Annotated in this window: 13 protein-coding genes; 3 read left to right on the top strand and 10 right to left on the bottom strand. The window is 63.1% G+C overall.

Going from position 1 to position 14,757, the window contains the following annotated elements:
* Positions 1-90: 90 nt before the first annotated feature.
* Complete coding sequence (gene iscR, locus B7G52_RS08430) at positions 91-627, bottom strand: Fe-S cluster assembly transcriptional regulator IscR (protein ID WP_096665511.1); 537 nt, start codon at positions 625-627, stop codon at positions 91-93.
* 264 nt (positions 628-891) lie between these two features.
* Positions 892-2,994, bottom strand: a complete 2,103-nt coding sequence (gene uvrB, locus B7G52_RS08425; RefSeq protein ID WP_096697176.1) for an excinuclease ABC subunit UvrB — start codon at positions 2,992-2,994, stop codon at positions 892-894.
* A 173-nt stretch (positions 2,995-3,167) separates the two neighbouring features.
* On the opposite strand from uvrB, the gene B7G52_RS08420 reads away from it, so the two are divergent.
* Positions 3,168-4,364 carry an amino acid aminotransferase gene (locus B7G52_RS08420; protein ID WP_096697175.1) on the top strand — a complete coding sequence of 399 codons (1,197 nt, stop codon included), beginning with the start codon at positions 3,168-3,170 and terminating at the stop codon, positions 4,362-4,364.
* 182 nt (positions 4,365-4,546) lie between these two features.
* Here B7G52_RS08420 and B7G52_RS08415 read toward each other — a convergent pair whose 3' ends face one another.
* Both B7G52_RS08415 and ygiD read right to left on the bottom strand, forming a co-directional pair.
* Positions 4,547-4,912 (bottom strand): nuclear transport factor 2 family protein, encoded by a 366-nt coding sequence (locus B7G52_RS08415; protein WP_096697174.1) that lies wholly within the window; start codon positions 4,910-4,912, stop codon positions 4,547-4,549.
* A 20-nt stretch (positions 4,913-4,932) separates the two neighbouring features.
* A complete protein-coding gene (gene ygiD / locus B7G52_RS08410) occupies positions 4,933-5,787 on the bottom strand; it encodes a 4,5-DOPA dioxygenase extradiol (protein WP_170954718.1) in 855 nt (284 codons plus the stop codon).
* Between the two features lie 245 nt (positions 5,788-6,032).
* Between ygiD and B7G52_RS08405 the strand changes: the two genes are divergently transcribed.
* Both B7G52_RS08405 and rsxB read left to right on the top strand, forming a co-directional pair.
* Positions 6,033-7,427, top strand: a complete 1,395-nt coding sequence (locus B7G52_RS08405) for a polyhydroxyalkanoate depolymerase (RefSeq protein WP_096697172.1) — start codon at positions 6,033-6,035, stop codon at positions 7,425-7,427.
* A gap of 27 nt (positions 7,428-7,454) precedes the next feature.
* Positions 7,455-8,117 carry an electron transport complex subunit RsxB gene (rsxB, locus tag B7G52_RS08400; protein WP_096697171.1) on the top strand — a complete coding sequence of 221 codons (663 nt, stop codon included), beginning with the start codon at positions 7,455-7,457 and terminating at the stop codon, positions 8,115-8,117.
* Positions 8,118-8,125: 8 nt separating this feature from the next.
* Here the strand turns inward: rsxB and B7G52_RS08395 are convergent, their stop codons facing one another.
* The 6 genes from B7G52_RS08395 to B7G52_RS08370 form a co-directional block, all read right to left on the bottom strand.
* Complete coding sequence (locus B7G52_RS08395; protein WP_096697170.1) at positions 8,126-8,566, bottom strand: cyclic nucleotide-binding/CBS domain-containing protein; 441 nt, start codon at positions 8,564-8,566, stop codon at positions 8,126-8,128.
* Between the two features lie 295 nt (positions 8,567-8,861).
* Positions 8,862-9,917 (bottom strand): 2-oxoacid:ferredoxin oxidoreductase subunit beta, encoded by a 1,056-nt coding sequence (locus B7G52_RS08390; protein ID WP_096697169.1) that lies wholly within the window; start codon positions 9,915-9,917, stop codon positions 8,862-8,864.
* Entirely contained in the window at positions 9,914-11,761 is a 1,848-nt protein-coding gene (locus tag B7G52_RS08385) for a 2-oxoacid:acceptor oxidoreductase subunit alpha (protein ID WP_096697168.1), read from the bottom strand. Before B7G52_RS08385 ends, B7G52_RS08390 begins: the two co-directional genes overlap by 4 nt.
* Positions 11,762-11,879: 118 nt before the next feature.
* Positions 11,880-13,781, bottom strand: a complete 1,902-nt coding sequence (locus B7G52_RS08380) for an FAD-dependent oxidoreductase (protein WP_096697167.1) — start codon at positions 13,779-13,781, stop codon at positions 11,880-11,882.
* Positions 13,782-13,981: 200 nt separating this feature from the next.
* Entirely contained in the window at positions 13,982-14,479 is a 498-nt protein-coding gene (locus B7G52_RS08375) for a VOC family protein (RefSeq protein WP_096697166.1), read from the bottom strand.
* Positions 14,476-14,757, bottom strand: a complete 282-nt coding sequence (locus B7G52_RS08370; protein ID WP_096697165.1) for a cupin domain-containing protein — start codon at positions 14,755-14,757, stop codon at positions 14,476-14,478. Before B7G52_RS08370 ends, B7G52_RS08375 begins: the two co-directional genes overlap by 4 nt.

Genomic DNA, 14,757 nt, shown 5'->3' with positions numbered 1-14,757 from the left:
CTTTTTATTTCAGGGCTGGCTGGCAGCATCAAAAAATGGACGGCAGTCTCCGGCAATCGGGCCCTCGCAGGCCAGCAAGGCCAGGACCGCTCAGGACTTCGAAAACGCGTTGCCCAAGGCAAACACCGAATTGGGCGCATTGACGCGCATCGGCTTGGCCACAGGCGCGGTGAAGATGGCTTTCTTCACCATGGGTGTATTTTCAACCACCACCCCTTTGGCCAGCTGGTCGTCGACCAGCTTTTGCAGGGTCACGGAGTCGAGAAATTCCACCATGCGGCTGTTCAGCGAGGCCCACAATTCGTGCGTCATGCAGCGTCCACCGTCACCGAGACAGTTTTCCTTGCCGCCACACTGGGTCGAGTCGATGGGTTCGTCCACCGACACAATGATGTCAGCCACGGTGATGTCTGCCGCCTTGCGGCCCAGGGTATAACCGCCGCCGGGGCCACGGGTGGACTCGACGAGTTCATGGCGGCGCAGTTTGCCGAACAGTTGCTCGAGGTAGGACAGCGAAATCTGCTGGCGCTGGCTGATGGCGGCCAGGGTAACGGGGCCGTTGTTCTGGCGCAGGGCCAAGTCAATCATCGCGGTGACCGCAAAGCGGCCTTTGGTCGTGAGGCGCATTTTCAAGCTCCTTAAAAGTTGGCTTGACTGTCGTTTGGCTCACCCTGTCAGCTTGTGGCTTTGCAGGGAACTTTTTCTCCACCCGCCCCGGCCTGTCGGCCTGATCGGCTACAGGGCTTTTTGTTGTTCTGTTTGTTCTTGACTGTTTTCGTCAAGTATAGCACAGAAGCCCGACCGATTCACTCGTCATTGTACCGGTCGGATCAGTTTGTCCAGGACAAACAGTGCGAAATTCGTGATGAAAGTCCTGCTTCCGCTTCGCCTTCAGCCGGCCACCGGCGGCACATTGTCCACACCCGGCGCGCCAAATGCCTGCGCCTTGAGCACATGCAACTGGTCACGCACGCTTGCCGCCCTTTCGAACTCCAGGTTTTTGGCGTGTCCGATCATCTGTTTTTCCAGCCGCTTGATTTCGCGGGCAATGTCTTTCTCGCTCATGTCCTCCACCAGGGCCTTCTGCAGCTCGAGCTTTTCCGCTTCCTTGCCGGATTTCTCGCTGTAGACGCCGTCGATCAGGTCCTTGATGCGTTTGACGATGCTGCGCGGCGTGATGCCGTGTTCGAGGTTGAAAGCGATCTGTTTGTTCCGGCGGCGTTCGGTTTCATCCATCGCCTTTTTCATGGAGTCGGTGATGCGGTCCGCATACAGGATGGCCCGGCCGTTGAGGTTGCGGGCCGCCCGGCCTATGGTCTGGATCAGGCTGCGCTCAGAGCGCAGAAAGCCCTCCTTGTCGGCATCGAGGATCGCGACCAGGCTGACTTCGGGAATGTCCAGGCCTTCACGCAGCAAATTGATGCCGACCAGCACGTCGAAGGTGCCCAGGCGCAGGTCGCGCAGGATTTCGACCCGCTCGACCGTGTCCACGTCGCTGTGCAGATAACGCACCTTGACGCCGTTGTCGGTCAGGTAATCGGTCAGCTGCTCGGCCATGCGTTTGGTCAGCGTGGTGATCAGCACCCGTTCGTTTTTATCGACACGAATGCGGATTTCCTGCAGCACGTCGTCGACCTGGTGCGTGGCCGGCCGCACTTCGACCTCCGGGTCCACCAGCCCGGTGGGCCGCACCACCTGCTCCACCACCTTGCCGGCATGCTGCTGCTCGTAAGCCGCCGGCGTAGCCGAGACAAAAATGGCCTGGCGCATCTTGGTCTCGAACTCCTCGAACTTCAGCGGCCGGTTGTCCAGCGCGCTGGGCAAGCGAAAGCCGTATTCGACCAGCGTGGTCTTGCGCGAACGGTCGCCGTTGTACATGGCGTTGAGCTGGCCGATCATGACGTGGCTCTCGTCGAGAAACATGATCGCGTCTTTCGGCAGGTAGTCGCACAGCGTCGACGGTGGCGAGCCCGGTGGCGCGCCGCTCAGGTGGCGCGTGTAGTTCTCGATGCCCTTGCAGTGGCCGATCTCGCTGAGCATCTCCAAGTCGAAGCGCGTGCGCTGCTCGATGCGCTGCGCCTCGACCAGCTTGCCGTCGCCGACAAATTGCTTGACGCGCTCGGACAGCTCGATCTTGATGGTTTCGACCGCGGCCATGACCTTGTCGCGCGGCGTCACGTAATGGCTCTTGGGGTAGACCACAAAACGCGGCACCTTCTGGCGTATGCGCCCGGTCAGCGGGTCGAACAGCTGCAGCGACTCGATCTCGTCGTCAAACAGCTCGATGCGGATGGCCAGCTCGGAATGTTCCGCCGGGAACACGTCGATCACGTCGCCGCGCACGCGGAAGGTGCCGCGCGCAAAGTCCTGGTCGTTGCGCGCATACTGCATGCGGATCAGGCGCGAGATCACGTCGCGCTGGTTCATCTTGTCGCCGGCGCGCGCGATGAAACGCATCTGCGTGTAGTCCTCGGGCGCGCCAATGCCGTAAATCGCGCTGACCGTGGCGACGATGATGGTGTCGCGCCGCTCCAGCACGCTTTTCGTCGCCGACAGGCGCATCTGCTCGATGTGCTCGTTGATCGCCGAGTCTTTTTCGATGAACAGGTCGCGCTGCGGCACGTAGGCCTCGGGCTGGTAGTAGTCGTAATAACTGACGAAATACTCCACCGCATTCTTCGGGAAAAACTCGCGAAACTCGCTGTACAGCTGCGCCGCCAGCGTCTTGTTGGGCGCAAACACAATGGCCGGCCGCCCCATCCGGGCAATCACATTGGCCATGGTGAAGGTTTTGCCCGAGCCGGTCACACCGAGCAGGGTCTGGAACACCTCGCCATCGTTGAGGCCCTCGACCAGTTGCTCAATGGCCACCGGCTGGTCGCCGGCCGGAGGGTAAGGCATGAAGAGCTCGAACGGCGAGTCCGGAAAACGCACAAATTCGCCGTTGGCAGGCGCTTCGCTGGACTCGGGCATGACTTCAATCAGTTCTGGCATAAAAAACTCAATCCTGGCCCGCTAAAATCTGGGGCAACCAAACAGAATACGACATTTGGCGGGCGGGCGGAACCTGGGGCTGCCGATCTGCCGGCTGTCTGCCTCAGACCCGGTAAACCAGATGGCGTGCCGGTCCGTTTAAAAAACACAAACCACCCTTCCAGAGGATTTTCATGTCGCTTTTCACCGCCGTCGAAATGGCCCCCCGTGACCCTATATTGGGCCTGAACGAGCAATTCAATGCCGATACCAACCCGAACAAGGTCAATCTCGGCGTCGGTGTTTATTACGACGACAACGGCAAGCTGCCCCTGCTGCAGTGTGTGCAGGCCGCCGAAAAGGCCATGATGGCATCGCCCAAGCCGCGCGGCTACCTGCCCATGGACGGTGTGGCCGCCTATGACGCGGCCGTCAAGGCGCTGGTATTTGGCGCCGACAGTGAGCCCGTCAAAAGCGGCCGCGTTGCCACCGCCCAGGCCATAGGCGGCACCGGCGGCCTGAAAATAGGTGCCGACTTCCTGAAAAAGCTCAGCCCGGACGCCAAGGTCCTGATCAGCGACCCCAGCTGGGAGAACCACCGCGCCCTGTTCGCCCAGGCCGGCTTCACCGTGGAAAGCTATCCCTATTACGACGCCGCCAAACGCGGCGTCAACTTCGAGGGCATGCTCGCGGCCCTGAATGCCGCGCCTGCCGGCACCATTGTGGTTTTGCACGCCTGCTGCCACAACCCGACCGGCTACGACATCACCAGCGCGCAGTGGGACCAGGTGATCGCTGCCGTCAAGGCGCGCCAGCTGACCCCCTTCCTAGACATGGCCTACCAGGGCTTCGGCCAGGGCATCCAGGAAGATGGCGCCGTTATCGGCAAGTTTGTCGCCGCCGGTCTCTCCTTCTTTGTCTCGACCTCGTTTTCCAAAAGCTTCAGCCTGTACGGCGAACGTGTCGGCGCCCTGTCGGTGTTGTGCGAGAACAAGGACGAGGCCGATCGCGTGCTGTCGCAACTCAAGATCGTGATCCGGACCAACTACAGCAACCCGCAGATCCACGGCGCCACCGTGGTCGCCAACGTGCTGAACAACCCCGAACTGCGCGCGCTCTGGGAGAAAGAGCTGGGCGAGATGCGCGTGCGCATCAAGGACATGCGCCAGAAGCTGGTGGACGGGCTGAAAGCCGCTGGCGTGAAGGAAGACATGAGCTTCATCACCCAGCAGATCGGCATGTTCAGCTACTCCGGCCTGACGAAAGACCAGATGGTGCGCCTGCGCAATGAATTCGGCGTCTACGGCACCGACACCGGCCGCATGTGTGTGGCCGCGCTGAACAGCCACAACATCGCCCACGTCTGCGCGTCCATCGCCAAGGTGATGTAAATCGGCCTGGCCGGCCTGCCGCGCGGTTGGGCGCGGTGGCCCCGGCTCAGGCGGCCCGACCCGGCGCCACCCGCGGCAGCTTTCCAGGATTCATGACAAAAAACGCCCGCAACCCTTATGAAACAAGCACAACAAGCTATCTATTTGATAGTGACAGCGGTTGCGGTTAGTGCAGTCCTCGGTCAACCACCGACCGTCGTCGGATCGTAGAAAAAGCGCTCTTCCACAATCTTGTCGCCCTCCCAGCGCTGGTGCGCCAGTTCGTCGATGCGCAGCATCGAGCCTGAAACACGGGTGAACTCGAACACCCAGTGGATCACGACGAAGTCGCCGTCGACCAGGAAGGAGTCCACCGGCAAGGTGCGCATCGCGCTGCAGGCGGCCATGACGGCCCGCTCGTAGCTGACCAGCGTATCCCGGCCGCGCCGGGGCGGCTCGCTGTTTTCCTGCATGCTGGCATCGGGCGCATAAAACTGCTCGATAGCCTCGACGTAGTGGCCCTGCTCCACCAGTGCGATGAATTCCTGGACAGTTTGGCGGCTTGGCATGGTGTTGCTGGGTTCCTGGTTCAGCCCCAGATCACGGAGCGCATGGAGATCGAGCCGAATTGGAAACTGGTATTGAAAAAACGTGGCGCTTCACTGCTGTCCACCGCCGCTGCCGCATACAGCAGCGGCAGGTAATGTTCATGGGTCGGGTGCGCCATCAGCGCCAGCTGGCCCAGCTTCTGGAAGTTCTGCAGGGCGTCCAGGTTGCCCTGTTGAATGTAGCCCCCTGTGGTCTGGTCGAACTCCAGCGCCCAATCATAGGCCTGGTGGCCGGCCGCGCCGCGCTGCGCCTGGCGCAGGTTGTGCACGATGTTGCCGCTGCCCACGATCAGCACACCGCGCTCGCGCAGGCCCTTGAGCTGTCTGGCCAGCGCGTAGTGGTCGGACGGCGGGCGGCCGTAGTCCATGCTCAGCTGCAGCACCGGGATGGCGGCGTCGGGAAACATGGGTTGGAGCACCGACCAGGCGCCGTGGTCCAGGCCCCAAGCCTTGAGGTCCACCCCCAGCGGCGCCGAGCCGCGCTGCCTGACAAAACGGCTGATCTCGCGTGCGGCGGCGGGCGCGCCCGGCGCCGGGTACTGCTGGTCGAACAGCTCCTGCGGAAAACCGCCGAAATCATGGATGGTCTTGGGTTGCGCCATGCCGGTCAGCCACCAGCCCTCGGTCAGCCAATGGGCTGAAATGCACAATACCAGCTGCGGCGGCGGGTACTGGCTGCCGAACGCCGCGCCCAGCTCCTGCCAGCTGCGGCGGTATTCGTTGTCGCCTATCGCGTTCATGGGGCTGCCGTGGCCGACAAACAGCACTGGCATCCGGTCGGATTTTTTCAGTGAAGTGATTTCGTCAAGCGCCAGGGCGCTGGTGATTTCGGTCATAAACATCCATCAGGTAGGAGCCAGGGCCGGCGGCCTTGGTGCTTTGCGTCGCTTTATTGAGGCTTTTCGCCTGTCTTCCGGGAGGAAGTTCAGGCATCCAGCGGCCAGACATGTGAGATTTTCCATTGAATGGCAAAAAGAAGTGTCATCCGACCCTTTTGTATTGGTGTTTGCCCTCCATTTAATCGTAAGCACACCTGTTATTATTTGCTGCACTGCAGCATATTGTTGTACAAAGGTCATCCATGCTTTATCAAGTTTATGAAACCCAGCGTTCGCTGATGGAGCCGTTTGTCGACTTCGCCCAGGCCGCCGCCAAGCTCTACAACAATCCGCTGTCGCCCTTGAGCCAGAGCCCGCTGGCGCAGCGGGCGGCCGCCGGCTACAGCCTGATTTACCGCCTCGGCAAGGACTACGAAAAACCGGCCTTCGGTCTGACCACCGTCGATGTGGACGGTACCGGCGTGGCCGTGCACGAACGCATCGAGGTGGACAAGCCCTTTTGCGAGCTGCGCCGCTTCAAGCGTTTTACCGACGATCCGGCCACCCTGACCAAACTCAAGGGCCAGCCGGCGGTGCTGATCGTGGCGCCGCTGTCGGGCCATTACGCCACCTTGCTGCGCGACACCGTCAAGACCATGCTCAAGGACCACAAGGTCTACATCACCGACTGGAAAAACGCCCGCACCGTGCCGCTGTCCGACGGTGCCTTCGCGCTCGACGACTACGTCAACTACGTGCAGGAATTCATCACGCACGTGCAGGGCATCTACGGCAACTGCCACGTCATCAGCGTGTGCCAGCCGACCGTGCCGGTGCTGGCCGCCATTTCGCTGATGGCCAGCCGGGGTGAAACCACGCCGCTGTCCATGACCATGATGGGCGGGCCCATCGATGCGCGCCGGTCGCCGACGGCCGTCAACAACCTGGCCATGAACAAGAGCTTCGAATGGTTCGAGAACAACGTGATCTACCGCGTGCCGAGCAACTTCGCGGGCGCCGGGCGCCGTGTCTACCCGGGTTTTTTGCAGCACACCGGCTTTGTCGCGATGAATCCCGACCGCCACGCCACCAGCCACTATGACTACTTCAAGGACCTGATCAAGGGCGACGACGCCAGCACCGAAGCCCATACCCGGTTTTACGACGAGTACAACGCCGTGCTGGACATGGACGCCGACTACTACCTGGACACCATCAAGACCGTGTTCCAGGAGTTCAAGCTGGTCAACGGCACCTGGGATGTGAAGTCCAGGGAAGGCAAGCTCGAGCGCGTGCGCCCGCAGGACATCACCACCACGGCCCACTTCACGGTCGAAGGCGAACTCGACGACATCTCCGGCTCCGGCCAGACCGAAGCGGCCCACGGCCTTTGCTACAACGTGCCCAAGGCACGCCAGAAGCACCTGGAAGTCAAGGGTGCAGGCCACTACGGCATTTTCAGCGGCCGCCGCTGGCGCGACATCGTGTACCCGCAGGTCAAGGCCTTCATTCTTGAGCACAACCAGGGGCCCACCCTTTCCGAACAGGCCAAGGCAGCACCCAAAAAAACAGTCAAACCAGCAGCCAAACCGGCCGCCAAGGTGGCGCCCAAGCCAGCCACCCGCAGCGTCGCCAAAAAGAGCACGGCCAAAAAGTAAGCCCCTCCCGCCGCTGAGCACCGTGCCGTGAACCTGCTCGCCGAGCGGCTCAATGCCGCGCTACCGCAAACGCAGTGCACACGCTGCGGCTACCCCGACTGCGCGGCCTACGCGCAGGCCCTGGCCGACGGCGAGGCCGGGATCAACCAGTGCCCGCCCGGCGGCGCCGAAGGCATCGCGCGTCTGGCCCTGATCACCGGCCGGCCCGCCCTCCCCCTCAACCCCGAGAACGGCAGCGAAGGCCCGCGCCAGATGGCCGTCATCGACGAGGCCTGGTGCATAGGCTGCACCCTGTGCCTGGACGCCTGCCCGGTGGACGCCATTGTCGGTAGCAACAAACTCATGCACACCGTGATCGAGTCCTGCTGCACCGGCTGCGAACTCTGCGTTCCCGTGTGCCCGGTCGACTGCATCAGCCTGGAAAACGTCACCGGTGAGCGCACCGGCTGGGCCGCCTGGTCAGAGGCCGACGCTGCCCTGGCGCGCAATCGCTATGAATTTCATAGCATTCGGTGCAAGCAGGAAAAGGGCAACCATCAGAAAAGGCTTGAAGAAAAAGCTGAAGCCGCACTGGCCGACCTGCCGGGACACTCCCAGCACACGGACCCCGTCATCCTGGACCAGAAACGCGCCATCATTGAAGCAGCGCTGGCACGCTCACGCGCCAGGCGCGACGCAGGCAACAGCTAGGGCCCCTCTCAGCCCAGCGCGTCATTGACCGAGTCCCGGAACTCGGCCAGGCTGACGGCGCTGTCAATCTCGCGCGGCAAGGCATCACGAATCGAAAACACCCCCAGGATTTTTCCGGCCGACGACACAATCGGCAAATGCCGGAATCCGCGCTCCAGCAGGATTAACACGGCATCCGAGACGGTCATCTCGGGCACCACACACAGGGGGTTGTGCGTCATGACCTCGGACACCGGCGTTTTTTTGGCATTCAGGGCCTTGGCCAGCACACGGGTCATCAGGTCACGCTCGGTCAGGATGCCCTGCATGACGCCGGCAGCGTCAATGATCAGCACGCTGCCGCAGTTGGCTTTGGTCATCACACAGGCCGCCTGCCAGACGCTGGCCTGCGGCGGGCAACTCACCACATGCCGGCGCGGGATGGATTGAAACACGGTACGTTCAGACATGAGGGTCCTCCTGTCCAGTGGGAGCGGGTTAGGGCCTGTTCACACTATTTATACGAGTGCGAACGTGGTGAAAACAGCGCCAATCAAGGCGCGCGACGACCGCCAGACCGGGCGTCTGGCGTAGGAGTGCAACGCGGAGTGGCGCTGTTTTCACCCCGTTCCCTCCGGGTTGCGGCCAAAAAGGCCATGCGCAGCGTTGCAAAGCCTTGCCGGGCGCCAGCCCGGCTGCATTTTGCGCCTCACGCATGGCCTTTTTGACTCGCAACGCATCTTGCATAAATAGTGTGAACAGGCCCTAACGCAGGGATGAATTGACCTTGTCCAGCGCACGCGACCCCGGGCACAGGGCCGCAGCGCCCAGCTTGTTCAGCGGAGTGTCGCTGGTGTTGAGCGCCACATGCAGGTCGGTCGCCAGCGGGTCAACGTAGAGCAGGCCGGTGACCACTTCGCCACGCGCCTGGTGTGCGTTCATGTAACTCAGGGCCGCATAACGATCGGTGGGATCGTAGTCGGCGTGCAGCTTGCGAAAACGCAGGCTGGAACCATCGTGCTGCACCACGTCGATCACCTCGCCCGGCGCGTAACTGGTGGTGATTTCCTCGCGCGCGCTGATGAAGTCGATGCGGCTGACGGCCTCGTTGTGTTCGCGCACGTAGTCGTAACTCTTGGTGCTGCCGGCATGGTTGTTGAACGCCACGCAGGGGCTGATGATGTCGATGAAGGCGGCACCGCCGTGGCCGATGGCGCCCTTGATCAGCGGCACCAGTTGCGCCTTGTCGCCCGAAAACCCGCGTGCCACATAGGTGGCGCCCAGTTGCAGTGCCAGGGCCACCAGGTCCACCGGGCTGTCACTGTTGACCACGCCTTTCTTGCTTTTGGAGCCCTGGTCGGCCGTCGCCGAAAACTGCCCCTTGGTCAGGCCATACACGCCGTTGTTCTCCACCAGGTAGACCATGTTGACGCCGCGCCGCATCGCGTGGGCGAACTGGCCCAGGCCAATCGACGCCGAATCGCCGTCCCCCGACACACCCAGGTACAGCAGCTCGCGGTTGGCCAAGTTGGCGCCGGTCAGCACCGAGGGCATGCGGCCATGCACGGTGTTGAAGCCATGGGAGGCGCCGAGAAAATAGTCCGGCGTTTTGGAGCTGCAGCCTATGCCCGAGAGTTTGGCGACGCGGTGCGGCTCGATGTCGAGTTCCCAGCAGGCCTGGATGATGGCCGCCGAGATCGAGTCGTGCCCGCAGCCGGCGCACAGCGTGGAAATCTTGCCTTCGTAGTCACGCCGGGTGTAGCCGACCTTGTTGACCGTCAGCGAGGGATGATGCAGCTGTGGTTTGGCCAGATAAGTCATAACGCACGCTCCTTGCCTTGCGGCTGTGAGGTCTCTGCCCCGGCCTGCGCCTGCTGCAGGATGGCCCCGGTGATGAAACGCGCGGTGATCGGCGTGCCGTCGTAATGCAGCACCCGCACCAGGCGCGCCGGATCGACATCAAGCTCGTTGACCAGCAGGCAATGCATCTGTGCATCGCGGTTCTGCTCGACCACAAACACCTTGTCATGCGCAGCGATGAACTGCGCGACCGGCGCAGGAAACGGAAAGGCGCGCAGGCGCAGCGCATCGATGTGGATGCCGGCTTCGGTCAACACATCCAGCGCCTCGTTCATGGCCGGGCTGGTGGATCCGAAATAAATCACGCCCAGCCGGGTCGGGCGCGCGGCGGGCCGCAGCACCGGCTGCGGCACCAGCGTGGCCGCGGTCTCGAACTTTTTCAGCAGCCGCTGCACGTTGTAGATGTAGTCCGGGCCACGCTCGGAATACTGGGCGTAGGCATTGCGCGTCGTGCCACGCGTGAAATAGCTGCCCTTGCTGGGGTGCGTGCCCGGCAAGGTGCGCCAGGGGATGCCGTCGCCGTCCACATCCTTGTAGCGGCCGAAGTCCTTGCCCGCCTCCAGCTCCTCGGCCGTCATCACCTTGCCGCGGTCGTAACCGCGGCTGTCGTCCCAGGCAAAGGGCTCGCACAGGCGCTGGTTCATGCCGATGTCCAGGTCGGTCATCACAAACACCGGCGTCTGCAGCCGGTCGGCCAGGTCCAGCGCCGCGGCGGCATGTTCGAAACACTCGTGCGGGTCTTCCGGCAGCAGCAGCACATGTTTGGTGTCGCCATGCGAGGCATAGGCGCAGGAGATCAGGTCGGCCTGCTGGGTACGTGTCGGCATGCCGGTGGACGGCCCGCCGCGCTGCACATTGATGATGGTGACCGGGATCTCGGCAAAGTAGGCCAGCCCGAGGAACTCGGTCATCAGCGACACGCCCGGCCCCGAGGTGGCGGTGAAGGCACGCGCGCCGTTCCAGCCCGCGCCCACCACCATGCCGATGGAGGCGATTTCGTCTTCGGCCTGAACCACGGCGTAGTTGTGCCGGCCGGTCGCGGGGTCCACCCGGTACCTGGCGCAGTAGGACTGGAAGGCCTCGGCCACCGACGAGGACGGTGTGATCGGGTACCAGGCGGCCACCGTGGCGCCGCCATAGACGCAGCCCAACGCCGCGGCGCTGTTGCCGTCGACAAAGATCCTGTCGCCGACCATGTCGCGGCGCTGCACGCGTATGCCCAGCGGCGCCTGCAGGTGCTCGCTGGCGAAGTCCCGGCCCAGGTGCAGGGCCTGCACATTGGAGGCCAGCAGCTTTTCCTTGCCCTTGTACTGCTCGCCGAACAGCTTTTCGAGCACCTCGGGCTCCATCTCCAGCAACACCGACAGCGCGCCCACATACACGATGTTCTTGAACAGCTGGCGCTGGCGCGGGTCGCTGTAGACCGCATTGCAGATCTCGGTCAGCGGCATGCCGATGACGTGGATATCGTCACGGAAGCTGGACGCCGGCAGGGCCCGCGTGCTGTCGTAAAACAGGTAGCCGCCCGGTTCCAGCTCGGCCACATCCGCATCCCAAGTCTGCGGGTTCATGGCCACCATCATGTCGACGCCGCCGCGCCGGCCCTGATAGCCCTTGTCACTCACACGCGCCTCGTACCAGGTCGGCAGCCCCTGGATGTTGCTGGGAAAAATATTGCGCGGGCTCACCGGCACCCCCATGCGCAAAATGGCCTTGGCAAACAGCTCGTTGGCCGAGGCCGAGCCCGAACCGTTGACGTTGGCGAACTTGATCACAAAGTCGTTGACGGCTTCAATCTTTTTCATTGCGCAGCTCCGTTTACTCCCTCTCCCCATGGGAGAGGGTCGGGGTGAGGGTCGCCAGGACGGCGCGATACCCTCACCCTGGCCCTCTCCCGGAGGGAAAGGGAACAAGATATCTCTGTCATGCGGCCCCCACTCGGGCGGCAGCCTTGTTGGCATCGCGGCAGGACGGCCCGGCCTGTGTCGTTGTCAGCAAAAATTTCTGCATGTCCCAGGCCCCGGTCGGGCAGCGCTCGGCACACAGGCCGCAGTGCAGGCAGACATCCTCGTCCTTGACCATCACCCGCCCGGTCTTGAGTTCGCCTGACACATAGAGGTCCTGCGCCAGGTTCAGCGCCGGCGCTTTCAGCCGCGTGCGCAGGTCGGCCTCGTCGCCGTTGGCGGTGAAGCTGATGCAGTCCATCGGGCAGATATCGACACAGGCGTCGCATTCGATGCAGGCCGGTGCGGTGAACACTGTCTGTACATCGCAGTTCAGGCAGCGCCCGGCTTCCTTGAAAGCCGTTGCGGCGTCGAAACCGAGCTCCACCTCGACGCGTATGCTGGCCAGCGCAATTTCCGCCTTGGCCCAGGGCACCTTGAAACGGGCATCGTTGGAGGTGTCGTTGTCGTAGCTCCACTCATGGATGCCCATCTTGGTGGACATCAAGTTGGTCATCGGATCGGGCCGGCGGCGGATGTCCTCGCCGTTCAGAAAGCGGTCGATCGACACCGCCGCCTCGTGTCCGTGTGCCACCGCCGTGATGATGTTTTTCGGACCGAAGGCCGCATCGCCGCCGAAAAACACATTCGGCAGGCTGGACTGGAACGTCTCCTTGCCCAGCACCGGCAGCCCCCCCTTGTCGAAGGTGATGCCGCAGTCGCGCTCTATCCAGGGAAAGGCATTTTCCTGGCCTACGGCAATCAACACCGCGTCGCACTCGACCAGCACATCCGGCACACCGGTCGGCACCAGGCTGCGACGGCCGCTGCCGTCATACACCGCCTGGACCACCTCAAAAGTCATGCCGGTGAGCTTGCCCTGGCGGTGTGCAAAAGACTTGGGCACGTGGAAGTTGATGATGGGAATGCCCTCGTGCTGGGCGTCTTCCTTCTCCCAGGGCGACGCCTTCATTTCGTCGAAGCCGCTGCGCACAATCACCTTCACGTCGGTGCCGCCCAGGCGCCGTGCGGACCGGCAGCAGTCCATGGCCGTGTTGCCGCCGCCGAGCACGATGACGCGCTGTCCAATCGTGGTGATGTGGCCGAAAGAGACCGAGGCCAGCCAGTCGATGCCAATGTGGATGTTCTCCGTGATCTCGCTGCGGCCTGGCAGGTCCAGGTCGCGCCCGCGCGGTGCGCCGCAGCCGACAAACACCGCGTCGTAGTCCTGCGCCAGCAAACCCTTCATGGAGGCGATGCGCTGGCCGCTCTTGAAGTTCACACCCAGGTCCAGGATGTAGCCGGTTTCCTCGTCGATCACCGACTCGGGCAGGCGAAAGCGCGGAATCTGGGTGCGTATGAATCCACCGGCCTTCGCTTCGCCGTCAAACACCGTGACCTCGTAACCGAGCGGCGCCAGGTCACGCGCCACCGTCAGCGAGGCCGGGCCGGCACCGATGCAGGCCATGCGCTTGCCGTTTCCGGGAGCGAGTTTGGGCATGCGCTGGCGGACATCGTCTTTCATGTCGGCCGCCACGCGCTTGAGCCGGCAGATGGCCACCGGTTCCGGATGAAATGGCCCCCCGGGTGCTTCGCCCCGGCCCCCCAAGGGGGCGCTCCCGGCTTGGGACGGCCCGGCGCCGGGACCATTGTTTTCCTCGACCCGGCTGCGGCGGCAGGCCGGCTCGCAGGGTCGGTCGCAGGTGCGGCCCAGAATGCCGGGGAAGACGTTGGACACCCAGTTGACCATGTAGGCGTCGGTGTAACGCCCCTGGCCGATCAGGCGTATGTACTCAGGAACGGGGGTGTGGGCGGGACAGGCCCATTGGCAATCGACGACCTTGTGGAAGTAGGACGGATTGGCTATGTTGGTAGGCTGCAAAACGCTGTCTCCTTCGCCCCGCTGCAACACCACCGGGTCAGGAGGCCGAGCCAGTTTACGCCCGGCCCGGCGGACAGCGCTCTCGGGTGAATCCCTCAGTCCCTTCTCAATCCTGTTTTGCCGGCATCAGAGCGCCTTACTCAACGTCTGCGGCGATCGAAAGCTGAAGCAGGGCTATCCCGAGAGGTTCGCTTCCTTTTTCAGCCAGCCAGCCTGGCAAAGGCCTGGACCACCTCAGGCGGCGCCTGCACCAGCTCGATCAGCACGCCCTCCCCGGCCACCGGAAACTCGTCGCTGGCCTTGGGGTGCAGGAAGCAGATGTCAAAACCCGCCGCCCCCTGGCGGATGCCGCCCGGGGCGAAACGCACGCCTTGCGCCGTCAACCAGGTCACGGCGGTGGGCAGGTCGTCGATCCACAGGCCGACGTGGTTCAGCGGCGTGGTGTGAACCGCCGGTTTTTTGTCCGGGTCCAGCGGCTGCATCAGGTCCACCTCGACCTTGAACGGCCCGCTGCCGATGGCGCAGATGTCTTCATCGACGTTTTCGCGCTCACTGACAAAGTTGCCGGTGACCTCCAACCCCAGCATGTCCACCCACAGGGTACGCAGGCGGTCCTTGCTGGTGCCGCCTATGGCGATCTGCTGGATGCCCAGCACCTTGAAAGGCCTGTCCTGAGCCTGCCGAAGGGGCCGGCTCATGAGGCAGCGGCCGTACGGCGGCCGACCCGGTAAGTCACGCCATGGGGGCCGGCGCATTCCAGGTGCGGCGTCCCCGCCGCCAGGCGGAAGACATCGCCCGCGGCGTAGGTGCTGGACACACCCGCCACCACCAGGGTGATCTGCCCGTCGGTGACCAGCGCACAGGCATCAAACGGGTGCTGGTGTTCACCCAGCTGGTAACCCGCCGGCCGGCTGATGGTGGTGATCTCGCTGAAGTGTTCGGTTTTCAGCAAGGCTTCAAATGCTTGAGGATTCAT

This window comes from Polaromonas sp. AER18D-145 (assembly GCF_002379095.1).
GTDB lineage: Bacteria > Pseudomonadota > Gammaproteobacteria > Burkholderiales > Burkholderiaceae_C > Polaromonas.
The sequence above is the reverse complement of the archived record's forward strand: the minus strand, read 5'-3'. Positions and strand labels throughout refer to the sequence as shown.

Bases quoted from the DNA above. Each gene is read 5' to 3' on its own strand.
- B7G52_RS08390 (WP_096697169.1), bottom strand. From the start codon at position 9,917: ATGACTTATCTGGCCAAACCACAGCTGCATCATCCCTCGCTGACGGTC.
- B7G52_RS08385 (WP_096697168.1), bottom strand. From the start codon at position 11,761: ATGAAAAAGATTGAAGCCGTCAACGACTTTGTGATCAAGTTCGCCAAC.
- B7G52_RS08395 (WP_096697170.1), bottom strand. From the start codon at position 8,566: ATGTCTGAACGTACCGTGTTTCAATCCATCCCGCGCCGGCATGTGGTG.
- B7G52_RS08415 (WP_096697174.1), bottom strand. From the start codon at position 4,912: ATGCCAAGCCGCCAAACTGTCCAGGAATTCATCGCACTGGTGGAGCAG.
- B7G52_RS08375 (WP_096697166.1), bottom strand. From the start codon at position 14,479: ATGAGCCGGCCCCTTCGGCAGGCTCAGGACAGGCCTTTCAAGGTGCTG.
- iscR (WP_096665511.1), bottom strand. From the start codon at position 627: ATGCGCCTCACGACCAAAGGCCGCTTTGCGGTCACCGCGATGATTGAC.
- B7G52_RS08370 (WP_096697165.1), bottom strand. From the start codon at position 14,757: ATGAATCCTCAAGCATTTGAAGCCTTGCTGAAAACCGAACACTTCAGC.
- ygiD (WP_170954718.1), bottom strand. From the start codon at position 5,787: ATGACCGAAATCACCAGCGCCCTGGCGCTTGACGAAATCACTTCACTG.
- B7G52_RS08420 (WP_096697175.1), top strand. From the start codon at position 3,168: ATGTCGCTTTTCACCGCCGTCGAAATGGCCCCCCGTGACCCTATATTG.
- uvrB (WP_096697176.1), bottom strand. From the start codon at position 2,994: ATGCCAGAACTGATTGAAGTCATGCCCGAGTCCAGCGAAGCGCCTGCC.
- B7G52_RS08405 (WP_096697172.1), top strand. From the start codon at position 6,033: ATGCTTTATCAAGTTTATGAAACCCAGCGTTCGCTGATGGAGCCGTTT.